The sequence below is a fragment of the Streptomyces globisporus genome (assembly GCF_003501885.1).
Classification (GTDB): domain Bacteria; phylum Actinomycetota; class Actinomycetes; order Streptomycetales; family Streptomycetaceae; genus Streptomyces; species Streptomyces globisporus_D.
In genome coordinates, this window is sequence record NZ_QWFA01000046.1 from 21,964 (window position 1) to 47,356 (window position 25,393).

The window sequence follows — 25,393 nt, forward strand, 5'->3', positions numbered from 1 at the left end:
TCACGGGTGCCTGACCAGCGGGACCCTGGCCGACACCGCCGTGCCGCCGCCCGGTTCCGCCTCGACCTCGACCGCGCCGGCGATGCGCTCCGCGCGGGCCCGCATGCCGCCGAGGCCGAAGCCGCCGGTGCGGCTCGCCGGGGCGGCGGCCGCCGGGTCGAAGCCGCGGCCGTCGTCCCGTACGTCCAGGGTCAGTTCGTCGTCCATGAAGGACAGTGTCACGCCGACCCTGGACGCCCCGGCGTGCCGCGCGGCGTTCGCCAGCGCCTCGCCCGCGATGCGCAGCAGGGTGGCGGCGATCTCGTCGTGGACCGGTTCGACGGTGCCGGTGACGGTGAAGTCGGCCCGGACGCGGTGCTGTTCGGCCCAGGCCGCGACGGTCTTCTCCAGTGCCCCGGGCAGCTCGTCGTGTTCCAGGGCGGCGGGGGCCAGGTTGTGCACGGAGCGGCGGGCCTCGCCGAGGCTGCGGCGGGCGAGGGCGGCGGCCCGGTCGAGGTGGAGGCGGGCGGTCTCCGGGTCGCGGTCGGTGAGCGAGGCGACGACCTGGAGCTGGGCGATGATCCCGGTGAGGCCCTGGGCGAGGGTGTCGTGGATCTCGGCGGCGAGCCGGCGCCGCTCGTCGTCGACCCCGGCCTCCCGTGCCTGAACGAGGAGTTGGGCGTGCAGGGCCGCGTTCTCGGCCATGGCCTGCTCCAGCCGGAGGTTGGTGCGCTCCAGTTCGGCGATGGTCGCGACCTGGATGCGGGCCTTCTCCTCCTCGCGCATGCCGACGTGCCAGAAGAAGAGGGCGAGGGCGGAGTTGACGAGGTAGAGCGCGCCGAGGGCGACCCAGTTCATCAGGGTGGCGGGCGGCAGTCCCCCGCTCTGCGAACCGGCGAGGGTGAGGGCGGTGGCGAGCAGCCCGGCGCGGACGAAGCGCTTGGGGAGCAGGGGTTCGACGTCGAAGTAGCCGAGGGCCGCGTAGATCGCGAAGAACGGGTTGAGCCAGGACAGGGTGAAGGCGAGGACGGTCCGGGCGGTGTAGTAGGCCGCCCCGGCCGGGGCGCCCGGCACGGTACGGGGGCGGGTCCGGCCCCACCAGACCTGGAGCCCGTATGCGACCGCGACCAGGACCCCGGCGGCGTACATCTCGGTACGGGTCATGATCAGGTCGGCGGCGACGGCCCCGACGAGGGTGGTGAGGGTGAGGACGGCGTAGGGCCCGTACCGGTAGAACTGCTCCCAGCGGTCCTCGATCGTGCGGGGCCCCGTCGCGCCGGACGGGTAGGGGGAGCAGGGCGGCTGCGTCATGCGCGCAGTCTCCGTCACTGCCACCGGAAGAGTCGAGCGGCCGCAGCGCCCAGACCGACCGTCCACAGGGCGAGGATCCCGAGGTGGATCCAGCCCGGCCAGCTCCCGGACGCGGCCTGCTCCAGCGCCTGGGATGCGGCCCCGAACGGGGTGATCTCGACGATGCGGCGCAGAACGTCGGGCATCGCCTGCACGGGAAGCCACACCCCGGCGCTGAACATCATCACCAGGTACGCGCCCGTGCCGACCGCGGTGGCCGCCTTCGAAGTGCGCGCCACGGCGCAGATCGTGGAGCCCAGCGTCAGCGCGGCGGCGACGGCGAGCAGCAGCGCCAGCAGGTAGCCGGGGAGCTGTTCGGGCAGCGCGACCCCGTAGGCGATCCGGCCGACGGCGGTGACGAGGAGCGCGGAGGCGAGGCAGGCCGCGCCGTGCAGCAGGATCTGGGCGGAGAGCAGGGCTGAGGCCCGCACCGGAGTGACGGACATCCGGCGCAGGATGCCACGCTCGCGGTAGGCGGTCAGGACCGGCGGCATCGCCTGGACCGCCGCCGTGATCATGGCGAGCAGGATCGAGATGGGGACGTACAGGTCGATGACGCGCCGTCCGCCGAGGTCGTCCTGCGCCTCCTTGAAGGCGGGGATGAAGCCGAGGATCACCAGGAGGACGGAGGGGAAGGCGAAAATCCAGAACAGGTTGCCCGGTTCGCGGAGGAAGAGCCTGGTCTCGGCGATCAGGACGGCGGCCGCGGGACCGCGTCGCCGGGCGGCGGGCAACCCGGGGGCGGTGGCCGGTGCGGTGGTGTTCTCGGTCGGCATGTCAGACGTCCTGTCCAGTGAGGTCGAGGAAGGCTTCGTCGAGGCTGGTCTCGGTGATGCGCAGCCGCAGGGCGGTGACGCCGAGCTCGGCGAGCAGGGCGACGAACGGGGTGACCGTCTCGTCGGTGCCGTGCAGCGTGAGCGTCCCCTCGCGGTCGGGCGGGGTCACGGTCGCGACGCCGGGAAGTGCGGTGAGCCGGGTGAGGTCGGGGCCGGTGAGCGCCCGGGAGGGGATGAAGGAGAGGACGGTGGAGCCGGTGGCCTGCCGGATCAGCCCGGCCGGGGTGTCCAGGGCGACGACCTTGCCCCGGTCGATGACGGCGATCCGGTCGCAGAGGCGCTGCGCCTCCTCCATGAAGTGGGTGACGAGCAGGACGGTCACCCCGCCGTCGCGGATCTCCTCGATGAGCTTCCAGGTGTCGCGGCGGGCGCGCGGGTCGAGCCCGGTGGTCAGCTCGTCGAGCACGACGACCTTCGGGTCGCCGATCAGGGCGAGGGCGATGAACAGCCGCTGTTTCTGGCCACCGGAGAGCTTCGCGAACCGGGTGGAGAGCCGGTCGGTCAGACCGAGCCGGTCGGCGAGCGGCCGCCAGTCGACGGGGGCCGGGTAGAGCGCGGCGTAGAGCTCCAGCGCCTCCCGTACGGTCAGTTTGGCCTGGAGCTCGCTCTCCTGGAGCTGGGCGCCGAGCAGCCGGGTCACCCGGTCGTGGTCGGCGACGGGGTCGAGCCCGGCGACCCGGACCGTGCCGGCGTCGGGGATGCGCAGGCCCTCCACGCATTCGACGGTGGTGGTCTTGCCCGCCCCGTTGGGGCCGAGGATGCCGAAGATCTCGCCCTCCTCGACGGAGAAGGAGACGCCGTCGACCACGTCGCGGCCCGCGTAGGTCTTGCGCACCCCGGTGACTTCGATGATTGCCATGCCCTCAGGGTTCCGGCGGGCGGACCGGGCCGGTATCCGCCGTCACGCTCGACGTCGTATCAGCCGATCGGTTGACGGCGGAGTACGACCGGGTGCGACCGGACCGGTCGAACGGAGAGGGAGCGGGGGGTGAGCGGGCGGCGGGCGGCCGGAAATTGGGAGGCCCGATGTCAGTGGTGAAACGTAGGCTCGGCCCTGATGCCCAAAATGCCTGCAGAGCGCACGGACCGGTCCGCCGTGCGCTCCCTCCTGCGTCTGTGGCCCTATGTCCGACCCGTGCGGGTGCGCCTGTTCACGGCCGCCTTCGTGGCGATCCTGGCGTCCTGTCTGGGCCTGGTGATCCCGCTGGTCCTGAAGTGGATGGTGGACGGCCCGGTCGCCGACCGCGATCCGGGCGGGGTGTGGCTGGGGGCGCTGTATCTGCTGCTGCTCGGCATCGCGGAGGCGCTGCTGTTCGGGTTCCGTCGGTGGCTGGTGGCGCGGCCGCTGGCCGGGGTCGAGGCGGCGATGCGGGCGGACCTCTTCCGCCATCTGCAACGGCTGCCGGTCGCGTTCCACGACCGCTGGGCCTCGGGTCAGCTGCTGTCGCGCGGGACGACGGACCTGATGCTGCTGCGGATGTTCCTGGCGTTCCCGCTGACCTTCCTGGTCGTCAACACGGCGACGATCCTCGTCGGGTTCGTCCTTCTGTTCGCCCAGGACTGGACGCTCGGTCTGGTGCTGCTGGCGCCCGCGGTGCCGCTGGTCATCCTGTGCTCGCTGTTCGAGACGAAGTACTCGGTGGTCGCGCGCCGGGCCCAGGACCAGGTCGGCGACCTCACCACGGTCGTCGAGGAGAGCGTCCTGGGCATCCGCATCGTCAAGGGCTTCGGCCGGCACCGCAGCCAGGCACGGGCGTTCAAGGCGCTGGCGCACCGGCTGCGCGACACGGAGCTGGGCAAGGCCCGGCTGCTCGCCGGGATCTGGGCGCTGATCACCGCCATCCCGGAGCTGGCGATCGGCGCGGCGCTGGTGCTCGGCACGATCCAGGTGGCGGACGGGACGCTGTCGGCGGGCACGCTGGTGGCGTTCCTGTCCACGGCGCTCGCGCTGCGCTGGCCGGTGGAGTCGATCGGCTTCCTGCTGGCGATGAGCCAGGAGTCGGCGACCGCCACCGACCGGTACTTCGAGGTGATGGACGTGGCGGAGGAGCGGGGCGCCGTCGCCGGACGGGAGGGCGCACCGGCCACCGCGTCGGGGATGGTGTTCGAGGGCGTCGCGTTCCGCTACCCGGACGCGGACCCGGACTCCCCGCCCGTCCTGTCCGGCATCGATCTGCACATCCGGCCCGGTGAGACGCTGGCCCTCGTCGGGGGTACGGGGTCGGGCAAGACGACGCTGACGGCGCTGGTGCCCCGGCTGCACGAGGTGACCGGCGGGCGGATCACGCTGGACGGCGAGGACATCGCCACGATGGAGCGCTCGCGGCTGCGGGAGCTGGTGTCGGTGGCGTTCGAGGAGCCGACGCTGTTCTCCGCGACGGTCGGCGAGAACGTGACGATGGGCGCGGCGGACGCGGACGAGGAGCAGGTGCGCCGGGCGCTGTCGGTGGCCCAGGCCGACTTCGTGCACGAGCTGCCGCAGGGGCTGGACACGGAGGTCGGCGAGCAGGGCCTGAGCCTCTCCGGCGGCCAGCGCCAGCGCCTGGCGCTGGCCCGGGCGGTGGTCGGCGAGCCGCGCTTCCTGGTGCTGGACGACCCGCTCTCAGCGCTGGACGTGCACACGGAGACGCTGGTGGAGGCCGCGCTGCGGAAGGTCCTGGCGCGGACGACGGCGGTGGTCGTGGCGCACCGCCCGTCGACCGTGATGCTGGCGGACCGGGTGGCGCTGCTGTCCGGGGGCCGGATCGCCGCGGTCGGCACGCATCAGGAGCTGCTGCGCGACAACGCGGAGTACGCCTGGCTGATGTCGGGCGCGGGGTCCGGCGGGGCGGACGGCCCGGTGGCGGCGCCCAGGAGCGTCGGGGCCTTCGACGCCGGCCACGGGCCCGGGCACGACGACGCCGCACCGCACCCCGCCGCGCCGAAGAGCGCCCCCGCCCAGCAGGTTCCCGCCGAGGAGGGCAGTGCCCGATGACCACGACCACCGACGACGCCTCGCTTCCCGCGGCCGAGGACGACGGCCTGCGGAAGGAGGGCCCGGGCGCGCCCGAACCACGGCCCTCCGGCGACCCGTTCGACCAGGACGACCTGCCCGCGCCGCCCGGGGCGACCCTGGCGCTGCTGTTCTCGCTGCTGGCCCCGATGCGCGGCCGGGTCGCGGTGGCGGCCCTGCTGCTGGTGGTGCAGCAGGTGGCGATGCAGGCGGGCCCTCTGCTCGTGGCGTACGCGATCGACAGCGGGGTTCCGGCGTTCCGGGACCACGACTACGGCCCGCTGGTCGCGGTCGCCGTCGGCTACGCGCTCTGCTCGGTCGGCGCGGGCGTCCTCCAGTACGGCTTCATCCGGGCGACCGCGCGGATCAACCAGGACGTCCTGCTGGAGCTGCGCGGCCGGATCTTCCGGCACGCGCAGGCGCTCAGCATCGACTTCCACGAGCGCTACACCTCGGGCCGGCTGATCTCGCGCTCGACGACGGACGTGGAGTCGCTGCGGGAGCTGCTGAGCGAGGGGCTCCAGGAACTGATCGGCGTGGTCCTCTCGTTCGTGTCGATCGCCGTGGTGCTGCTCTGGCTGGACCTGGGGATCGGCGCGATCGCCACGCTCTCCTTCGTACCGCTGTATCTGATGGTCCGGATGTACCGGCGGCGGGCGTCCGTGGCGTTCACGGCGCGGTCCACGGCGATCGCGGCGGTGATCGTGAAGTTCGCGGAGACGATGAACGGCATCCGCCCGGTCCAGGCGTTCCGCCGGGAGCGGAGCAACGACGCCGCCTTCACGGAGCTGAACACCCGCCACGAGCGGTCGAACGGCGACGCGATCCTGGAGATGGCCCGCTATGTCGTCGGCTCCCGGCTGATCGCGAACACGGCGGTGGCCGGCATGGTGCTGTGGGGCGCCTACCGGGTGGCGGAGGGGACGCTGGCGCTGGGGGTGCTGGCGGCGGCGGTGCTGTATCTGCGCCGGCTGTACGACCCGATCGACCGGCTGGGGATGTTCCTCAACTCCTACGAGTCGGCGGCGGCCTCGCTGACGAAGATCGCCGGCCTGCTGGCCCAGACGCCGAACGTCCCCGAGACCGACCACCCCACCGAACTGCCGCCGCGCTCGGGCGACCTCCCGGGCCGGGAGGTCGTGTTCGACGGGGTGCGGTTCGCCTACCGTACGGGCGGTGAGGTGCTGCCCGCCTTCGACCTGCGCATCCCGGCGGGCCGGACGGTGGCGGTCGTCGGCTCCACGGGCGCGGGCAAGTCGACGCTGGCCAAGCTGCTGGCCCGCTTCTACGACCCGACCGAGGGCCGGGTCCTGCTGGACGGCACGGACCTGCGCGACCTGTCCACCGCCGAGCTGCGCCGGGGCGTGGTGATGGTGACGCAGGAGGCGTTCCTGTTCTCCGGGACGGTCGCGGAGAACATCGCGATCGGCCGCCCGGACGCCACCCGCGAGGAGATCGAGCACGCCGCGAAGGCGATCGGCGCACACGACTTCATCGCGGCGCTCCCGGACGGCTATGACACCGACGTACGCAAGCGGGGCGGCCGGATCTCGGCGGGCCAGCGCCAGTTGGTGGCGTTCGCCCGCGCCCTGCTGGCGAACCCGTCGGTGCTGATCCTGGACGAGGCGACCAGCTCCCTGGACATCCCCGGCGAGCGCGCGGTCCAGCGGGCCATGGACACGGTGCTGCACGGCCGCACGGCGGTGGTGATCGCCCACCGGCTCTCGACCGTGGAGATCGCGGACCGGGTGCTGGTGATGGAGCACGGCCGGATCGTGGAGGACGGCGCGCCCGCGGAACTGATCGGCGGGACGGGGCGGTTCGCGGGGCTGCACCGGACGTGGAGGGACAGCTTGAGCTGAGAGGGGGGCGGCGTCCGGGAGCCCCGGTTCCGGGGGCCCGCGCGCGGCGCCGGCGCGTCCGGCCCGGCCCCGGATGCCGGGCCGGGCGGCATCGTCGAGAATCGGACCGGAGGTGGTACGCGTGACCGGTCGTCGGCCCTGGCGGGGAGCTGCCCGGTTCCTGGCCCGGTGCGCGCTGGTGGCGCTCGCGGCCGTGGTCGCGGTGCTGTGCCTCGCGCTCGTCGACGTCGGGGTGCTGGTCTTCGTCGCCGGGCTCGCGGGTCTTGTCCTGTCCGCCGCGGGCCTGTGGTGGCTGCTCTCCCTGCGCGGGCTGCCCCGCCTGCTGGGCGCCCTGCTCGCGGTCGCCGCGCCGGTGGCGGTGCTCGTGTACTACATCTGCCGGGGCGTCTGGGTCTGGGCGCTGCTCGCCCTGGTGCTGTACGGCCTGGCCCTGGTCTGCGGCCGGGCGGCGATGCGCGCGCACGGCAAGGCGTACGTGGTGCGCGGCCACGCCGGAAGGCGGCCGCGGCAGCCCTTCCTCATCATGAATCCGCGCTCCGGCGGCGGGAAGGTCGGCCGCTTCGGCCTCGTGGAGAAGGCCGAACGGCTCGGTGCGCGGGTGCACCTGCTCGACCCCGAGGGCGGCGGGACCGATGTGGAGGAGCTGGCGCGCGAGGCCGCCGCGAACGGTGCCGACCTGCTCGGCGTGGCCGGCGGTGACGGCACCCAGGCGCTGGTCGCGGGGGTCGCGGCCGATCACGGGCTGCCGTTCCTGGTGATCTCGGCGGGCACGCGCAACCACTTCGCCATGGACCTCGGCCTCGACCGCGCCGACCCGGCCCGCTGTCTGGACGCGCTGACCGACGGCGAGGAACTCCGCGTCGACCTGGGCATCGTGAACGGGCGGCCCTTCGTCAACACCGTGTCCTTCGGGGCGTACGCGGATATCGTGCAGCAGCCCGAGTACCGCGACGCGAAAGCGGGGACCGCGCTCGCGCTGCTGCCCGACCTGCTCGGGGCGGAGGGCAGGCGCCTCGACGCGGCCGTCGGCGCGAAGCTGCTCACCGGACAGCAGGCCGTCCTCGTCACCAACAACCCCTATGCCAGGCCCGATCCGCTCGCCGCGGGTCTGCGGCCGCGCCTGGACCGCGGCAAGCTCGGGGTGATCGCCGTGCGCGTGGAGGGCGCGGCCCAGGCCGCCGACCTCGCCGTGCGGGGCGCACACGCGCAGGGCGTCGTCTTCGCGACGGTGCGCGGAGTCGAGGTGTCGGCCCCGGAAGACGCGATTCCGGTCGCGGTGGACGGTGAGGCGCTGACGCTGCCCGCCCCGGTCGTCTGTACGGTCCGCCACCGGGCCCTGCGCGTCCTGGTCCCCCGCACCCGGCCGGGCACGGTGGCGCCGGCTTCACCGCTGAACTGGCGCTGGATCACGGCGCTGGCCCTGGGGCGTGCGCGATGAGGGCGGCGGACGGGCACGGTGCCACCGGTGTTCCCCACGACGAGACGGGCGGGTCGCGCCGGGCCGGGCCCGTGGGGGCCATCGTCGCCGCCGCGCTGCGCGACCTGCGCGCCATCGACGGTGCGGTGTACGCGGCGGTGGCCACGACGCCCACGCCCACGCTGGACACGGCGCTGCGGCGGCTGTCCCGGGCGGCCGACCACTCCAAGCTCTCGCTGGGCATCGCCGCGGGGCTCGCCGTCTTCCCCGGACGGCCCCGGCAGGCGGCCTGTGCGGGGCTCGGCGCGGTCGCCGTGGCCTCCGCCTCCGCGAACCTGCTCGCCAAACGCCTGGTCCGGCGGCGGCGCCCCGACCGGGAGGCGGCCCGGGTCACGGTCGCACGCCAGGTCCCCATGCCCGCTTCCGCCTCCTTCCCGTCCGGCCACACCGCGTCGGCCGTCGCCTTCGCCATCGGAGCCGGCACCGTCCTGCCGGGGGCCCTGCTGCCGCTCTGGAGCCTGGCGAGCGCCGTCGCCTACTCCCGCGTCCACACCGGCGTGCACTACCCCGGCGACGTGACCGCGGGCGCGGCCCTCGGCGTCGCGAGCGCGGTCACGGCACGCCGGCTGCGCAGAGGTCTGTCTTGGGGAGGACCCTGCTGACAGCGGGGAGCTGCACCCGGGGTTCAGGCCGTCTTCCGCGGTCCGCTGCGGCGGTACCCCTCCCAGATGGGGCCGCCCGCCGCGTCGAGGACCTCCGTGACCAGTGAGGTGAGGCTCTCCGGTGCGCCGCGCAGCGCGGCCCGCGCCGCCTCGTCCAGGCGCGCCGGAAGGTCCGGTGCGACCGGTTCGAGGCGCCGGGCCAGCCACTTGCCGCCGCCGAGCCACGTGCCGTGGGTCAGCAACGCCAGCTCGCCGGTCCGCCGGACGAGTTCGGCCACGACGAACAGCCGCTCCCCCACGTCCGTGACGGCGCCGAAGTCGTCGAGCAGGTCCGTCAGCGCGTACCGGGCGTCCTCGAGTGCCGTGTCGGTGACCGGGGGCGGGCCCGCGGCCGCGAGGCGTTTCGCCGTCTCCGCCATCCGTGCCCCTGTCCCGTCGGCGTCGAGCAGCAACGCCCCGTCGGCGCACATGCACAGCAGGGGCGATTTCCGCTGCGCGATCTCCGGGGTCACGAAGCCGTGCCAGGAGTCCTCGGTGTGCACGAACAGCTCCACCGGCCAGTCCCCGTACCGCAGGCTCTCGCGGTACGGGGCGGGCGGGCCGTCGAGCAGGACGACGACGTCCAGGTCGGACCGGGCGGTGCGGCGGCTCGTCAGGACACTGCCGCCGAGGAACGCGGCGCGGGCGTCGGGGTGGCGTTCCAGGACAAAGGCACGGGCAACATCGAGTACGTCCATCCCCCCACTCTGCCGGGCCCCGCGTGGGCCGGGCGTCGCGGGGCGCTGTCAGTGGCGGGTGGCAGCATCGGTCGTATGACGGAGGCGACGCCATTCACCTGGGAACCGTTCCTGCGCGACTGGAGCGGGGAGTGGTCGGATTCCCTGTCCGACGACGGGACGCACGCGCGGGAGGACGAGACCGCGCGGCGGGATCGTTGGCTGGGGTTCCCGGCGGCGGCCGAGGACCGGATAGCGGCCCTGGAGGAGCGCCTCGGCCGGCGGATGCCCCCGTCGTACCGGGAGTTCCTCGCCGTCAGCGACGGGTGGCGACACGCGGGCGGCTTCATCACCCTGCTGGCGGGGACCGGGGAGGCCCGCTGGCACAACGACGCGTCCGGGCTCGCGGCGATGTTCGAGGAGTACCTGGACGAGGACCCCACCCCCGAGGAGCTGCGGGACGTGGCGGTCTGGCGCCGCGGGCTCCAGCTCGACGTCGAGTCCGACGCGATGAGTGTCGTGCTGGATCCCGAGGACGTGGACGAGAACGGCGAGTGGGCCGTGTACACCTGGGCGAGCTGGCGGGCCGAACCGCCCGAGCGGTTCCCGGACTTCGCCACGTTCATGCGGGCCATGCACCGGGAGTTCCACCGCTTGCGGGCCCGTCCGGCGGACGGGGAGCCGGAGTTCGTCAACGCCACGGCGCGGCGGCTGGACGCCCAGGTGGAGGAGGCCCGGCTGTGGGCGCTGGGCGGCGACTGGGAGCGGGCCGGGCGGGCGCTGGACGAGGCGAAGGAGTACGGCAGACCGAGGGCCGACGGGCTGGGCGACCAGATACGCCGCCTGCTCGGGCAGACGGACCTGTCCTACCAGGACCTGGCGATCGACCCCCGGTACGCCGTCGAACTGCTCCCGCCGTTGGTCGCCGACTACGCGAGGCACCGACACCGGGACGACTCCGGGCTGAAGTACAGCCTGAGGGGAGCAACCGACGACGTGGTGGCGCTGGCGCACACGCTGCTGGAGCAGGTGCGCTCGGGCACGTACCGCTACACGGCGGCCGGGCCGTTCGGGGAGGCGGTCGACCGGGCCCGGGAGTCGGCGCGGTGGGGCGACACCGACGGGGCGTGGCGGACGATGCTGGACGCCCTGCCGCTGTGGCAGCCGCTGGGGCCCGACCATCTGGCGCCGCTGGGCTGGGTGGCCGATCCACTGCTCGGCCCGCTGCTGACCCCGGAGCGGGGCCGCGCGCTGCTGTCCGCTCCCAGGGGCGGGCAGGCGGGCGAGCCACGGGGCGAGGCGACCCCTTCCGATCCGACGGGCCTGTCCTGGCTCGCCGACCCGGACGCCCCCGGCGACCACACGTCCTACCGCTTCGTCCTGGTCGAAGGGGTGGAGCCGCAGGATCTGCCCGGACGCCTCGCGGACGGGACCGCGCTGGACGAGCCCATGACCTTCCACGAAGCGCACAGTCGGTCGCTCCGCGGGCGGCGGGAGTTCTCCGGATTCGAGGACAGGGCCCTCGTTGCGGTCGGCCGGGCAGGCGCTCGCTGGAGCTTCGCCTTCGACGGCAGCCGCCCGCGTCTCGCACCGCGGCTGTTCGTCTCTCCGGCCGCTGCCGCCTGCGCGGACGGCCGCGCTGTGGTCGTGTGGGGCGGTCTGCGGGACGGGCACGGGGACCCGTTCTTCCACCTCTCCGTGGCGCAGAGCGGTGCGGAGCTGTACGCCTTCACGTACGCGGACGGAGAGGTGCGGCGGACGGGGCCGATCCCACCGGCCCTGGACCCGGGCCGGTTCTTCACCTCCCGGATGGAGCCCGTCGGAACGGAGACGGCCATCGGGACGGAACGGGCGCTGCTGGAGGCGATAGCCGGCGAGTTCGGAGTCCATCTGCCGCGCCACGCGATCACGTGGGGGCGGCTGCACATGTTCACCACCCGCTCCTGGATCCGGCCGCCGCAGGACGGGGAGACTTTCACCGTGACCAGGTTCGAGTGAGGCCCGAACCGGCGGCGGCAGGGCGCTCGTACAGCGCGTAGACCGTGCACCGGCCCGGCCGGACCGGGCACGCGGGCGGGGCGGGTGCGATGCCGACGGGATTCGAACCCGCGGACGAGACGGGACAGGTCCGCCCCTGCCTCATCGAGTCGCCGCGGGGTGGACCTCCCCCGCGACGATCGCCTTGGACCGCTCGGCCACGGCACCGCACCCTGCGGGACCACGTGATCCCGGTCCGCCGATCGTAGGGGCGCGGCCGGGTCCGGGCGACCGGATTCGCCGTCCTCACCCCGGCAGCAGCCGCACCGCCGCGTCCCGCAGCCGGGTGCGTTCCGTGCTCATGAAGCGGTGCAGGGTCCGGGAGGCGAACGCGGTCCGCTGGGCGCTGCGGCGGCGTTCGCGGTCGTAGGCGCGCAGGGCACCGGCGACGCCCGCCGGGCCCGGGAGCGCGGCGGCGAGTGCGCGGGTCAGGGCGTCGGCGTCAAGGATCGCGGTGCAGGCGCCCTGGCCCAGGTTGGGCGTCATGGCGTGGGCCGCGTCGCCGACCAGCGCCACCCGGCCCGAGGCGGCGGTGGAGACGAAGGACGGCAGTGCCGGGTGCAGGTGGCGCATCTCGTAGCGGATCCAGGTCGCCGGATCGGTGGCGGCCAGGATGCGCGGGATCGGGTCGTGCCAGCCGGCGAAGAGGCCGCGCAGCTCGTCGGCCGTGGTGGCCTCGGGGGCGGTGGCGTACCAGTTGGTGCGGCCCGGTTCGACCGGGGTCAGCCCGAAGAAGCGGCCGCTCCCCCAGGTCTCGCCGTGCACCGGACTCTCGATGTCGGCGATGCCGATCCAGGCGACGGTGCCGACCTCGCGCGGGCCGCTGCGGTCGCCGAAGCGGGCGGTGCGGACGGCGCTGCGGATGCCGTCGGCGCCGATCACCAGGTCCTGCCCGGCGGCGAGGGCGTCCACGTCGGTGACCCGCTCGCCGAGTTTGACCGGTACGTCACCGAAGGCGTCCAGGCCCGCGAGCAGTGCGTCGAGCAAGTACGGGCGGGAGATGAGGAGTTCGGGGCGGCCCGCCCTGCGTTCGATGCGTTCCAGCGGGAGGCGGGCGATCGACGTGCCGTCCGGGGTGCGGATGTGCGCGTCGCGGTAGGGCACGGCGTGCTCGCGCAGGGCGTCGCCGACACCGAGGCGGTCGAGCGCGGACTGTGCGGTGGGGTGGATGCCGAAGGCCGCTCCGTACCGCTCCAGTTCCGTGCGGCGCTCCAGCACCGTCACGCTCCAGCCCGCGCGGCGGAGGCCGATCGCGGTCGCCAGTCCGCCGATGCCTGCGCCGACCACCGTCGCCGTCCCTGTCATGTCGCGCTCCCGAAGCTCGTAGGCCCCACCCGAAAGAACCACCACATCCGTGGTACCACGGCTGGGGTAGTATCGGCAAGGACGGGCAGCGGATACGAGGCGGGGACGAGGGAGCGAGCGCGGGTGAATCCGGACCGGCGGGACCGGCTGCGGGACGCGGCGATCGAGGTGCTGGCCCGGGACGGCGGGCGCGGGCTGACGCACCGAGCCGTGGACCAGGCCGCCGAGGTGCCTTCCGGCACCACCAAGAACTACTTCCCGACCCGGGACGCCGTCCTCCGCGCGGTGGCGGAGCGCTGCCTGGAGCAGTACCTGGCGCTCACCGAACAGCTAACCGCCGGCCCGGGCCCCGCGGACCGCGAGGGGCTGGTGGCCCTCTTCCGCTCGCTCCTGGAGAACGTCGCGGGGCCGGGGCGCGCCCGTCTCCTCGCGGTGCTGGAGCTCCAGGCCGAGGCGACCCGGCGACCCTGGCTCTCCGGCATCCTCGACCCGATGGCGAGCGGCGACTTCGCGGGCTTCGAGCTGGCCCAGCGCGCCGCCGGACTGCCCGTGACCCCGCAGCGGGCCGCCGTCGTGACCCTCGCCCTGCACGCGGCGGTCCCGCACCTCCTGACGGAAGGGCCCGGCACGCTCGCGGCGGCGGGGCTCGACGACCCGGACCGCTTCGTGCGCGACCTCCTGGACACGGTGTACCCACCGGACTCGACCGCCTGAAGCCCGCACCCCGATCCCGAAGGGATCTCCGCACCCTGACGGACCGGCACATTCCGGCGCGCGGATCTGGCCAGAACCCGACGCCGTCTCATCTGACGGTCATCACGCCTCTTCCCGCCCGCGCCCGCCCGGTGACCTTCGCGCACGAAACCTGTGACCACCCTGTGAATACCGGGCTCCAGAACGCCTGGTAACACTGCGGCAATGATCGGCGAAACGTCCGCTTAACGAACATGACCTTTCCGGCAACGAACGAAAACCGGCCAAGTTATTGACGCGCTCCTGACAGACACGGTCGTCGGCTGACACTCTTCCCCCGTTCTGCGCACCGCCTGCACCGTCCGGACGGCCCTCCAGGCCGCCCGGTACCCCCCTCGCAGAAGGAGTCCGCGTGAGATCCACGCCCAGCCGTCGCGCCACCGCGACCGGCGCTCTGATAGCCGCAGCAGCCCTCATCGCCGTCGCCGTCCCGTCCGGTGCCGCGACCGCCACCTCCGCCCCCGCCGCGGCCCCGCTCGGCGGCATCACCGCCGGCACGAAGGCCGACCCGGGCGCCCTGCCCGCCAAGCTCTCCCCCGCCCAGCGCGCGGAGCTGCTCAGCGAGGCGAACGCCACGAAGGCCGCAACCGCCAAGGAGCTCGGTCTCGGGTCCACCGAGAAGCTCGTGGTCCGTGACGTGGTCCAGGACCGCGACGGCACCACGCACACCCGCTACGAGCGCACCCTCGACGGGCTCCCCGTCCTCGGCGGCGACCTCGTGGTCAAGGAGTCCGCGGCCGGGCGGACCGAGGGCGTCAGCAAGGCGTCGAAGGCGACCAGCGCGCAGCTGAAGGCCGTCGGCCTGACCGCCGACGTGGCCCCGGCCGCCGCCGAGAAGCAGGCGCTCGGCGCGGCCAAGGCCGAGGGTTCGAAGGCCAAGAAGGCGGAGAACGCCCCGCGCAAGGTGGTCTGGCTGGGCGGCGGCTCCCCGCAGCTCGCGTACGAGACCGTAGTCGGCGGACTCCAGCACGACGGCACCCCGAACGAGCTGCACGTGCTCACCGACGCCACCTCGGGCGAGAAGCTCTACGAGTGGCAGGCCGTCCACAACGGCACGGGAAACACGCAGTACAACGGCCAGGTCACCCTGGGCACCGCGCCCTCGTACACCCTGACCGACACCGCGCGCGGCAACCACAAGACGTACAACCTGAACCGGGGCACCTCCGGCACCGGCACGCTCTTCTCCGGCCCGGACGACATCTGGGGCGACGGCACTCCGCAGAACGCCGAGACCGCCGGCGCGGACGCCCACTACGGCGCCGCGGAGACGTGGGACTACTACAAGAACGTGCACGGCCGCTCCGGCATCCGCGGTGACGGCGTCGGGGCGTACTCCCGCGTCCACTACGGCAACAACTACGTCAACGCGTTCTGGCAGGACAGCTGCTTCTGCATGACGTACGGCGACGGCAGCGGCAACGTCAAGCCGCTGACCTCGCTCGACGTGGCCGCCCACGAGATGACGCACGGTCTGACCTCGGTCACCGCCAAGCTCGTCTACAGCGGCGAGTCCGGCGGTCTCAACGAGGCCACCTCCGACATCTTCGCCGCGGGTGTGGAGTTCTACTCCGACACCGCCGCGGACCCGGGCGACTACCTGGTCGGCGAGAAGATCGACATCCGCGGCAACGGGACGCCGCTGCGCTACATGGACAAGCCCTCGAAGGACGGCTCGTCCAAGGACTACTGGTACTCGGGCATCGGCAACGTCGACGTCCACTACTCCTCGGGCCCGGCGAACCACTGGTTCTACCTGCTCTCCGAGGGCAGCGGCGCCAAGACCGTCAACGGCGTCAACTACGACTCGCCGACCTCCGACGGCCTCCCGGTGACCGGCATCGGCCGGGACAAGGCGCTGCAGATCTGGTTCAAGGCGCTCACCACGAAGTTCACCTCGACGACCAACTACGCCGCCGCCCGCACCGGCACGCTCGCGGTCGCCAGTGAGCTGTACGGGGCCACCAGCCCCGAGTACGCGGCCGTGGCCCACGCCTGGGCCGGCATCAACGTGGGCGCCCGCCCCGGCGGCGGCGACCCCGACCCGGGCGGCAAGGTGTTCGAGAACACCACCGCGGTGAACATCCCGGACGCCGGTGCGGCCGTCACCAGCGCGGTCACCGTCTCCGGTGTCGCCGGCAACGCGCCGAGCGCCCTCAAGGTGGACGTGAACATCTCGCACACCTGGCGCGGTGACCTGGTCGTCGACCTGGTGGCCCCGGACGGCACGGCCTACCGGCTGAAGAACTCCTCCTCCGGTGACTCGGCGGACAACGTGGTGGCGACCTACACGGTCAACGCCTCGTCCGAGGTGGCCAACGGGGTCTGGAAGCTGAAGGTCCAGGACGTGGCCCGCCAGGACACCGGAAAGATCAACAGCTTCAGACTGACCTTCTGATCCGCCGGATCCGACCGATCCATCCGCTGTGACCGAACGGCCCGGAAGAGGGAGACCTCTTCCGGGCCGTTCGTCATGGTGCGAAAGGCCGCGTCAGGCCGGGTTGTTCGCGTGGGTCAGGGTCTCCCGGGCGACGAACAGGTTGTTGGACCCGGCGGGCCGCTGCCGCTCGGTCAGGGTCTGCGTGGTGGTCATCGCGTGACCCAGGCGGTTGGCGCCGTTGTATGGGCACGTCAAGGTTCTGTGTTCACCCCACGAAGGAACCACCGGCCCACGCGCAGGGGCCCGGCATCGCGTGGGTGCCGGGCCCCTCGGGTCCGCGATGACGCGCGCTCAGCGCATCAGCACGCCCCCGCCCTCCCCCGTCGCCTCGGTCGGCAGGGCGACCAGGCCCAGTTCGGCGCTGCTGGCCAGCAGCCGGTGGGCGGGCAGGACGCGCACGGTGTAGCCGTACGGCCCCGTCCGGTCCGGGGTGAGCGGGCCCTCGTACAGCCAGCGGTCCTCCAGGTCCTGACCGCCCGCCGGCTTCAGCGGGAAGGTCTGGGCATCCGCGATGGCGTCGCCGGAGTCGACCCGGCCCGCGACCACCTGGACCTCCACGTCGTCCGGATCCAGGCCGCCGAGCGCGATCCGCACGCGCAGCGCCAGGGTGGCCCCCAGCTCCGCCGAACCGCCCGCGGCGTCCCCGGTGACCGTCTCCACGTGGTCGACGGAGACCCCGCGCCAGGCCGCCCGGACCTTGGCCTTCCACGCGGCGAGATCCTGCGCCACCGCGGGCTCCAGTGCCCGGCGGGCCTGTGCGGCGGGGGCGTACAGGCGCTCCACGTACTCGCGCACCATCCGCCCGGCGAGCACCTTCGGGCCCAGGTTGACCAGGGTCGAGCGGACCATCTCGATCCACCGGTCCGGCAACCCCTCCGCTCCCCGGTCGTAGAAGCGCGGGGCGACCCGGTCCTCGATCAGGGCGTAGAGGGCGTTCGACTCCAGTTCGTCCCGGCGGTCCTCGTCGACCGCGGAGCCGTCGGCGGTGGGGATCTCCCAGCCGAAGTCCGGGTCGAACCACTCGTCCCACCAGCCGTCGCGCACCGACAGGTTGAGGCAGCCGTTGAGCGCGGCCTTCATCCCGCTCGTGCCGCAGGCCTCCAGCGGGCGCAGCGGGTTGTTGAGCCAGACGTCGCAGCCCGGGTAGAGCTTCTGCGCCATGCCCATGCCGTAGTCGGGCAGGAACACGATGCGGTGACGCACGCGCGGGTCGTCCGCGAACCGCACCAGCTCCTGCACCAGCCGCTTCCCGCCGTCGTCGGCCGGGTGGGCCTTGCCGGCGACGACGATCTGGATCGGGTGCGTCGGGTGGAGCAGCAGCCCCCGCAGCCGGTCGCGGTCGCGCAGCATCAGCGTCAGCCGCTTGTACGAGGGGACGCGGCGGGCGAAGCCGATGGTCAGGATGTCCGGGTCGAGGACGCCGTCGATCCAGCCCAGCTCGGCGGTGCCCGCGCCGCGCCTGCGCCAGGAGGCGTAGAGGCGGCGGCGGACCTCGGTGACGAGCCGGCCGCGCAGGTCCCGGCGCAGGTCCCAGATCTCCTGGTCGCCGATGGCGGTCACGGCGTCCCAGCGGCGGGGCGTGCCGGTCTGCGCGGAGGCCTCGTCGGCCACCGGGCCGCCGGCCAGCACCTGGTGGGCGCGGCCCTCGCCGATCTGGCCCGCGCCGAGGCGGAACACCTCGGGGGCGACCCAGGTCGGGGCGTGGACCCCGTTGGTGACGGAGGTGATGGGCACCTCGGCGGGGTCGAAGCCCGGCCAGAGCCCGGAGAACATCTCCCGGCTGACCGCCCCGTGCAGGGTGGAGACGCCGTTGGCGCGCTGGGCGAGCCTGAGGCCCATCACCGCCATGTTGAACAGCTCCGGCTCGCCGCCGGGGTAGGTCTCGGTGCCGAGCGGCAGGATCTTCTCGACGGGTACGCCGGACAGTTCGCCCTCGTCGCCGAAGTGGCGGGCGACGAGCCCCCGGTCGAAACGGTCTATGCCGGCGGGCACCGGGGTGTGGGTGGTGAAGACGGTGCCGGCCCGGACCACTTCGAGGGCGGGCTCGAAGTCGAGTCCGGTGAGGATGAGTTCACGGATCCGTTCCAGGCCGAGGAAGCCGGCGTGGCCCTCGTTGGTGTGGAACACCTCCGGCTCCGGGGTGCCGGTCAGTCGGCACCAGGTGCGCACGGCGCGCACGCCGCCGATGCCGAGCAGCATCTCCTGGAGGAGGCGGTGGTCGCTGCCGCCGCCGTAGAGCCGGTCGGTGACGTCGCGTTCGCCGGGGGCGTTCTCCTCGACGTCGGAGTCGAGGAGGAGCAGCGGCACGCGGCCGACCCGGGCCAGCCAGATGCACGCGTGCAGCGAGCGTCCGCCGGGCAGGGCGAGGACGACCCGGGCGGGGGTGCCGTCGGCCTCGCGGACCAGGTCGAGCGGGAGTTCGTTGGGGTCGAGGACGGGATAGTGCTCCTGCTGCCAGCCCTCGCGCGAGAGGGTCTGGCGGAAGTAGCCGTGCCGGTAGAGCAGCCCGACGCCGATGAGCGGGACGCCGAGGTCGCTGGCGGCCTTGAGGTGGTCGCCGGCCAGGATGCCGAGGCCGCCGCTGTACTGGGGCAGGGCGGCGGTGACACCGAATTCGGGTGAGAAGTAGGCGATGGCGGAGGGGAGTTCGGCTCCGGCGGCCCGCTGTTCCTGGTACCAGCGGGGGCCGTCCAGATACTCCGCCAGATCGGCGGAGGCCGCGGTGAGGCGGCCGAGGTACTCCGCGTCCCCGGCCAGTTCGGTCAGCCGCCCGGCGGACAGCGAGCCGAGCAGGCGTACGGGGTCGGCGTCCGCGGGCCGCCAGCCCTCGGGGTCGGCGGCCCGGAAGAGCTCGCGGGTCTCGGTGTGCCACGACCAGCGCAGGTTGCGCGCGAGGTCGTGGAGGGGTCGAAGGGGTTCGGGGAGGACAGGACGCACGGTGAATCGACGAATGGCCTTCACTGCTCCACCTTTACAGGGGACTTGCGCATCCGAGCGGACGCACCACGGTGTGCGTCCCTTCCGTCACCCCTGACGGTAGCGGCCGTCCGTGGCGGGCTGCCACGGCGCGCGGAGGGCGCGCCCGGTCCGGGGCCCGTACGCCGCGCGCCTCCCCGCAGATGCCCCACGCACCCCACCCGTGATCCCCCGTCACTCCTCCCACCTGGGGGTTTGGCCGATTTCCCTCCCGTACGCAGCCTTGTGGACCTCACTGCCACAGGGAAGGCTGCCGTGTGGCGCCGCAGAACGGGTATCCGGAACCCGTGGGGGCGCTTCGGGTCTCCTGCGCCCGGCGGGGCGTGCGCGCCGCGTGCGGCGGGGCCCGAGCGGCCCGTTACGACCGAGTAGTTAACACGGCGCCGGATTTCCCACCCGCCGACGCGGGGAAGGCTTCCCCGGTACACGGCACGACCCGGCCCGCACACGTTCTCCCGTGCATCCCGAAACATGCACGAAACCCCCGCGACCCACCCATTCGAGTGCCATTCGAGTGAACGCGGACAGGAGCGGCCATGCCCACAGCCCGTCAGCAGACAGCTGAGCAGCTACAAAGGACAGATCCCCGTCTTCGCGGCACACGCGGTCGGTCCTCCGCGCCCGTGCCGTCCTCCCTGCACGCCGAGCTCCTCCAGCCCTCAGGTGATTCCATGATCGGTCGTATTCCCGTCCTGGACGTCCGTCCTCTCGTCGACTGCGGCAGACGGGCGGCGAAGGCCGTCGTCGGTGAGACCTTCCAGGTCACCGCCACCGTCTTCCGCGAAGGCCATGACGCGGTGGCCGCCAATGTCGTCCTGCGCGATCCGAGCGGGCGCGTCGGCCCGTGGACCCCGATGCGGGAGCTGGCGCAGGGCACGGACCGGTGGGGTGCGGAGATCACCCCGGACGCCGAGGGCCGCTGGACGTACACGGTGGAGGCCTGGAGCGATCCGGTCACGACCTGGCGGCACCACGCCGCGATCAAGATCCCGGCGGGCATCGACACGGACCTGGTGCTGGCCGAGGGCGCGGCGCTGCTGGAGCGGGCCGCCACGGGCGTGCCGAAGAAGCACGGCCGCGAGGCGGTGCTGGCCGCGGTGGACGCGCTGCGCGACACCGCCCACCCGGCGGCCGCCCGGCTGGCCGCCGCGCTGACCCCGGCCGCCGACGCGGTGCTGGCCCGCTATCCGCTGCGCGAACTGATCACCCGCTCCAAGCCGCTGGCGGTCCGGGTGGAGCGCGAGCGGGCGCTGTTCGGATCCTGGTACGAGCTGTTCCCTCGCTCCGAGGGGGCGAAGCGGGTGCCGGTGGACCCGGCGGACACCTCGCCGGACGCGCCGACCCGGCTGGTCAGCGGCACCTTCCGGACGGCCGCCGAGCGGCTGCCGGCGGTCGCCGCGATGGGGTTCGACGTGGTGTACCTGCCACCGATCCACCCGATCGGGACGACCCACCGCAAGGGCCCGAACAACACCCTGACGCCCGGGGAGCACGACCCGGGCGTGCCGTGGGCGATCGGTTCGCCGGACGGCGGGCACGACGCGGTCCACCCGGAGCTGGGCACGCTGGAGGACTTCGACCACTTCGTGGCGACCGCCCGCAATCTGCGGATGGAGATCGCGCTGGACTTCGCGCTCCAGTGCTCGCCGGACCACCCGTGGGTCAAGGAGCACCCGGACTGGTTCCACCACCGCGCCGACGGTTCGATCGCGTACGCCGAGAACCCGCCGAAGAAGTACCAGGACATCTATCCGATCGCCTTCGACAAGGACATGCGCGGTCTGGTGGCGGAGACGTCAAGAATCCTGCGCTTCTGGATGGACCACGGTGTGCGTATCTTCCGGGTCGACAACCCGCACACCAAGCCGGTGGTGTTCTGGGAGAAGGTCATCGAGGAGATCAACGGCACCGACCCCGACGTCATCTTCCTGGCGGAGGCGTTCACCCGCCCGGCGATGATGCACACCCTGGGCGCAATCGGCTTCCAGCAGTCGTACACGTACTTCACCTGGCGCAACACCAAGCACGAACTGACCGAGTACGTCACGGAGCTGGCCGGGGACGCCGCCTCCTACATGCGGCCCAACTTCTTCGTGAACACCCCCGACATCCTTCCCGGCTACCTCCAGGAAGGCGGCCGCCCGGCCTTCGAGGCGCGGGCGGTGCTGGCCGCGACGCTGGCCCCCTCCTGGGGCGTGTACGCGGGATTCGAGCTGTGCGAGAACACCCCGGTCAAGCCGGGGAGCGAGGAGTACCTGCACTCGGAGAAGTACGAACTGCGCCCGAGAGACTGGGAGTCGGCGGAACGCGAGGGCCGCACGCTCACTCCCCTGATCACCTCGCTGAACCGGATCCGCCGGCGTCACCCCGCTCTGCGGCAGTTGCGCAACGTCCACTTCCACCACACCGACAACGAAGCGCTGATCGCCTACAGCAAGCGCTCCGGACCGAACACCGTTCTGGTGGTCGTGAACCTCGACCCGCACCACACCCAGGAGGCCACGGTCTCGTTGGACATGGAGCGGCTCGGCCTTTCCTGGCACGAGCGCGTACCGGTGCGCGACGAGCTCACCGGCGACACCTATCACTGGGGCAGGAACTTCTATGTGCGCCTAGAGCCGGGCATCACGCCCGCGCACATCGCGGTCCTGCGACCGTCCCCGCCGACCGGAGGGTCACCCACACCATGATCGTCAATGAGCCTGTCCCCGACACGTTCGAGGACACCCCCGCCAAGGACCGCGATCCCGACTGGTTCAAGCGAGCCGTCTTCTACGAGGTGCTCGTCCGGTCCTTCCAGGACTCCAACGGCGACGGAATCGGCGACCTCAAGGGCATCACCGCCAAGCTGGACTACCTCCAGTGGCTCGGTGTCGACTGCCTCTGGCTGCCGCCGTTCTTCAAGTCGCCGCTGCGCGACGGGGGCTACGACGTCTCCGACTACACCGCCGTGCTTCCGGAGTTCGGCGATCTCGCCGACTTCGTGGAGTTCGTCGATGCCGCGCACCAGCGCGGCATGCGGGTCATCATCGACTTCGTCATGAACCACACGAGCGATCAGCACGAGTGGTTCCAGCAGTCCCGCACCGACCCCGACGGGCCGTACGGCGACTACTACGTCTGGGCCGACGACGACAAGCAGTTCCAGGACGCCCGGATCATCTTCGTCGACACCGAGACGTCCAACTGGACCTTCGACCCGGTGCGCAAGCAGTACTACTGGCACCGCTTCTTCTCGCACCAGCCGGACCTCAACTACGAGAACCCGGCAGTCCAGGAGGAGATCCTGGCGGCCCTGCGGTTCTGGCTGGACCTGGGCATCGACGGCTTCCGGGTCGACGCGGTGCCCTACCTCTACCAGCGCGAGGGCACCAACTGCGAGAACCTCCCCGAGACCCACCACTTCCTCAAGCGGGTCCGCAAGGAGATCGACGCCAACTACCCGGACACCGTGCTCCTCGCCGAGGCCAACCAGTGGCCGGAGGACGTCGTCGACTACTTCGGCGACTACGAGGCGGGCGGCGACGAGTGCCACATGGCGTTCCACTTCCCCGTGATGCCGCGGATCTTCATGGCGGTGCGCCGCGAGAGCCGGTACCCCGTCTCCGAAATCCTGGCCAAGACCCCGGAGATCCCGAAGAACTGCCAGTGGGGCATCTTCCTGCGCAACCACGACGAGCTCACGCTCGAAATGGTCACGGACGAAGAGCGCGACTACATGTACGCGGAGTACGCCAAGGACCCGCGGATGCGCGCCAACATCGGCATCCGCAGGCGGCTCGCCCCGCTGCTGGACAACGACCGCAACCAGATCGAGCTGTTCACCGCGCTGCTGCTGTCGCTGCCCGGCTCCCCGATCCTCTACTACGGGGACGAGATCGGGATGGGCGACAACATCTGGCTGGGCGACCGGGACGCGGTGCGCACCCCGATGCAGTGGACGCCCGACCGCAACGCCGGGTTCTCCTCCAGCGATCCGGGGCGGCTCTACCTCCCCACGATCATGGACCCGGTCTACGGCTACCAGGTCACCAACGTCGAGGCGTCGATGGCCTCGCCGTCCTCGCTGCTGCACTGGACACGCCGGATGATCGAGATCCGGAAGCAGAATCCGGCCTTCGGTCTCGGCGAGTACACCGAACTCCCCTCCTCCAACCCGGCCGTGCTGGCGTTCACCCGCGAGTACAAGGACGACCTCGTCCTGTGCGTGCACAACTTCTCGCGGTTCGCGCAGCCGACGGAACTGGACCTCCGATCGTTCAACGGACGTCATCCGGTGGAATTGATCGGCGGGGTACGCTTCCCGGCCATCGGTCAGTGGCCCTACCTGCTGACCCTTGCGGGACACGGCTTCTACTGGTTCCGGCTGCGCAAGGACGCGCCGCCGGCCTGAGAGGCGACTGTTGCGTGCGGGGCGGTTTCCACCGCCCCGCACGGGGCACTCTGAGCGAAACGAAAGGCCCTGGGCCCTCTTCGGTCCCTCGCCCCGGGCCTTCACGGTTCCGCCGTTCGAGTCCGTAAGCACCTTCCTCTCCCGACACGTCCCGCACAGCCGGACAGCCATTGCCGCAATCCGGGACACTCTTCGCATCCTGTGTGCCCGGGGAAAGGACGCGATGCCATGTCGGAGGCTGCATCCACTCACGTCGCCCTGGCGAAGAGCACGAGGAACAGCGCAACTACCGGCAGTACGACGGACGGGGCCCTGCTCCCGTCCCTCGCTCCGCTGCTCCATGAATGGCTGCCCCGGCAGCGCTGGTTCGCCGGCAAGGGCCGACCGGTCACCGGCTTCCGGCTGGTCTCGGCCACCGAGATGGTGCCGCTGGGCGGCACGGCGGGCCCCGGACTCCTGCATCTGCTGCTGCGGGTCGAGCAGCCCTCCCGCTCGGCCCGGGCGGCCGACGACTGCTACCAACTGCTGCTGGGGGTACGTCCGTCCCTGCCGCCGCTGCTCGCCGGAGCCCTGGTCGGCCGGGTGGAGCGGGGGCCGCTCGCCGGACGGACCGTGTACGACGCGCTGCACGACCCCCGGCTGGCCGATGTGCTGCTGGAGCGGTTCCGCCGCCCCGGCAGCCTCGGTTCGCTGCGCTTCGAGCGGACCGCCGAGATCCCGGCCGGCCTCACGCCCCGAGTGCTGGACGCGGAGCAGTCCAACTCCTCGCTGGTCTACGGGGACGCGTTCATCCTGAAGATCTTCCGGCGGGTCTTCCCGGGCACCAACCCGGACCTGGAGCTGCCGCTCGCCCTGACCGGCGAGGGGTGCGAGCGGGTGCCCGCCCCGGTCGCCTGGTTCGAGGCCCCCGGCGCCGAACCGCTCACCCTCGGCGTCCTCCAGCCCTTCCTGCAGGGGGCGCGCGACGGCTGGCAGCTCGCGCTGGCCGCGCTCGCCGCGGGCCGCGACTTCCTGCCCGAGGCGCGGGCGCTGGGCCGGGCCACCGCCGAGGTGCACACCGCGCTCGCCGCCGCACTGCCGACCCCGGCGCTGCGCGGCACCCAGACCCGGCAGCTCGTCGCCCAGATGACCCAGCGGCTGGAGGCCGCCGCCCAGGCGGTCCCGGCGCTCGTGCCCTACGTCCCGGGGCTGCGCGCCACGTTCGACGCGGTGACGGACCTCGGGGTCCGGGGCAGCGGCTGGGCCCAGCAGCGGGTGCACGGCGATCTCCATCTCGGACAGACGCTGCGCTCCGCCGACGGCTTCTGGTCGCTGATCGACTTCGAGGGCGAACCGGCCCGCCCGCTGCCCGAACGCCGGATGCCCGCACCCCCGGTGCGCGATGTCGCGGGCATGCTGCGGTCCTTCGACTACGCGGCCCGCACGCACCGCCCGTGGAACCCGGAGTGGGCGGCCCGCTGCCGTGCCGCCTACTGCGAGGGGTACGCGCAGGCCTCGGGCAGCGATCCGCGCGGCGAACCGGAGCTGCTGCGCGCCCACGAGACCGACAAGGCCGTCTACGAGGTGGTGTACGAGGCCCGGCACCGCCCCGACTGGCTGCCGGTGCCGATGGCGGCCATCCAACGGCTGGCCCAGTCCGCGGCGGCCTGAGCCTCCCTTCGCCCCTCCCCGCCGC

16 protein-coding genes, 1 tRNA gene and 1 pseudogene are annotated in these 25,393 nt (G+C 72.7%); 10 read left to right on the top strand and 8 right to left on the bottom strand.

The annotated features are described in order from the left end of the window. The 3 genes from D3105_RS11255 to D3105_RS11265 are packed head-to-tail and all read right to left on the bottom strand — an operon-like array spanning position 1 to position 3,024. Positions 1 to 1,290 (bottom strand): sensor histidine kinase, encoded by a 1,290-nt coding sequence (locus tag D3105_RS11255; protein WP_118902891.1) that lies wholly within the window; start codon positions 1,288 to 1,290, stop codon positions 1 to 3. 14 nt (positions 1,291 to 1,304) lie between these two features. After that, entirely contained in the window at positions 1,305 to 2,105 is an 801-nt protein-coding gene (locus D3105_RS11260; RefSeq protein WP_118902894.1) for an ABC transporter permease, read from the bottom strand. Position 2,106: 1 nt separating this feature from the next. Beyond that, positions 2,107 to 3,024, bottom strand: coding sequence for an ABC transporter ATP-binding protein (locus D3105_RS11265; RefSeq protein WP_118902897.1), 918 nt, complete (start codon positions 3,022 to 3,024; stop codon positions 2,107 to 2,109). Between the two features lie 198 nt (positions 3,025 to 3,222). On the opposite strand from D3105_RS11265, the gene D3105_RS11270 reads away from it, so the two are divergent. The 4 genes from D3105_RS11270 to D3105_RS11285 all read left to right on the top strand — a co-directional run bounded on the left by D3105_RS11270 (position 3,223) and on the right by D3105_RS11285 (position 9,098). Beyond that, a complete protein-coding gene (locus tag D3105_RS11270) occupies positions 3,223 to 5,139 on the top strand; it encodes an ABC transporter ATP-binding protein (protein ID WP_118902900.1) in 1,917 nt (638 codons plus the stop codon). Beyond that, complete coding sequence (locus D3105_RS11275; RefSeq protein ID WP_118902903.1) at positions 5,136 to 7,019, top strand: ABC transporter ATP-binding protein; 1,884 nt, start codon at positions 5,136 to 5,138, stop codon at positions 7,017 to 7,019. The genes D3105_RS11270 and D3105_RS11275 overlap by 4 nt, the downstream gene beginning before the upstream one ends. A 73-nt stretch (positions 7,020 to 7,092) precedes the next feature. Beyond that, entirely contained in the window at positions 7,093 to 8,457 is a 1,365-nt protein-coding gene (locus D3105_RS11280) for a diacylglycerol/lipid kinase family protein (RefSeq protein WP_425315734.1), read from the top strand. Then, positions 8,454 to 9,098 (top strand): phosphatase PAP2 family protein, encoded by a 645-nt coding sequence (locus tag D3105_RS11285; RefSeq protein ID WP_240646869.1) that lies wholly within the window; start codon positions 8,454 to 8,456, stop codon positions 9,096 to 9,098. Before D3105_RS11280 ends, D3105_RS11285 begins: the two co-directional genes overlap by 4 nt. A gap of 23 nt (positions 9,099 to 9,121) precedes the next feature. Here D3105_RS11285 and D3105_RS11290 read toward each other — a convergent pair whose 3' ends face one another. Beyond that, positions 9,122 to 9,835, bottom strand: coding sequence for a nucleotidyltransferase domain-containing protein (locus tag D3105_RS11290; protein WP_118902913.1), 714 nt, complete (start codon positions 9,833 to 9,835; stop codon positions 9,122 to 9,124). Positions 9,836 to 9,910: 75 nt separating this feature from the next. On the opposite strand from D3105_RS11290, the gene D3105_RS11295 reads away from it, so the two are divergent. Beyond that, on the top strand, positions 9,911 to 11,812 hold the full coding sequence (locus D3105_RS11295; RefSeq protein WP_118902916.1) for an SMI1/KNR4 family protein: 1,902 nt from the start codon (positions 9,911 to 9,913) through the stop codon (positions 11,810 to 11,812). An 87-nt stretch (positions 11,813 to 11,899) separates the two neighbouring features. On the opposite strand, the gene D3105_RS34540 is transcribed toward D3105_RS11295, so the two are convergent. After that, positions 11,900 to 12,019 (bottom strand) — tRNA-OTHER (locus tag D3105_RS34540). A gap of 78 nt (positions 12,020 to 12,097) precedes the next feature. After that, a complete protein-coding gene (locus D3105_RS11300; protein ID WP_118902919.1) occupies positions 12,098 to 13,156 on the bottom strand; it encodes an FAD-dependent oxidoreductase in 1,059 nt (352 codons plus the stop codon). A 123-nt stretch (positions 13,157 to 13,279) separates the two neighbouring features. Here D3105_RS11300 and D3105_RS11305 point away from each other — a divergent pair, with 123 nt between their 5' ends. Together D3105_RS11305 and D3105_RS11310 are read left to right on the top strand one after the other, a co-directional pair. Continuing rightward, a complete protein-coding gene (locus D3105_RS11305) occupies positions 13,280 to 13,870 on the top strand; it encodes a TetR/AcrR family transcriptional regulator (RefSeq protein WP_118902922.1) in 591 nt (196 codons plus the stop codon). Between the two features lie 391 nt (positions 13,871 to 14,261). Then, entirely contained in the window at positions 14,262 to 16,307 is a 2,046-nt protein-coding gene (locus tag D3105_RS11310) for a M4 family metallopeptidase (protein WP_118902925.1), read from the top strand. A gap of 93 nt (positions 16,308 to 16,400) precedes the next feature. On the opposite strand, the pseudogene D3105_RS36030 reads toward D3105_RS11310, so the two are convergent. Both D3105_RS36030 and glgP read right to left on the bottom strand, forming a co-directional pair. Further along, positions 16,401 to 16,523 (bottom strand): annotated as a pseudogene (locus D3105_RS36030) (alginate lyase family protein); the annotation flags it as partial. Between the two features lie 117 nt (positions 16,524 to 16,640). Next, positions 16,641 to 19,310: an alpha-glucan family phosphorylase gene (gene glgP / locus D3105_RS11315; RefSeq protein WP_118902928.1), complete on the bottom strand. Its 2,670-nt coding sequence runs from the start codon at positions 19,308 to 19,310 to the stop codon at positions 16,641 to 16,643. Positions 19,311 to 19,996: 686 nt separating this feature from the next. Here glgP and D3105_RS11320 point away from each other — a divergent pair. The 3 genes from D3105_RS11320 to D3105_RS11330 all read left to right on the top strand — a co-directional run bounded on the left by D3105_RS11320 (position 19,997) and on the right by D3105_RS11330 (position 25,368). Continuing rightward, positions 19,997 to 22,015, top strand: a complete 2,019-nt coding sequence (locus D3105_RS11320) for an alpha-1,4-glucan--maltose-1-phosphate maltosyltransferase (protein ID WP_118902930.1) — start codon at positions 19,997 to 19,999, stop codon at positions 22,013 to 22,015. Further along, complete coding sequence (treS, locus tag D3105_RS11325; protein ID WP_032779036.1) at positions 22,012 to 23,718, top strand: maltose alpha-D-glucosyltransferase; 1,707 nt, start codon at positions 22,012 to 22,014, stop codon at positions 23,716 to 23,718. The genes D3105_RS11320 and treS overlap by 4 nt, the downstream gene beginning before the upstream one ends. Before the next feature lie 228 nt (positions 23,719 to 23,946). After that, entirely contained in the window at positions 23,947 to 25,368 is a 1,422-nt protein-coding gene (locus D3105_RS11330; protein ID WP_118902933.1) for a maltokinase N-terminal cap-like domain-containing protein, read from the top strand. Positions 25,369 to 25,393: the final 25 nt, after the last annotated feature.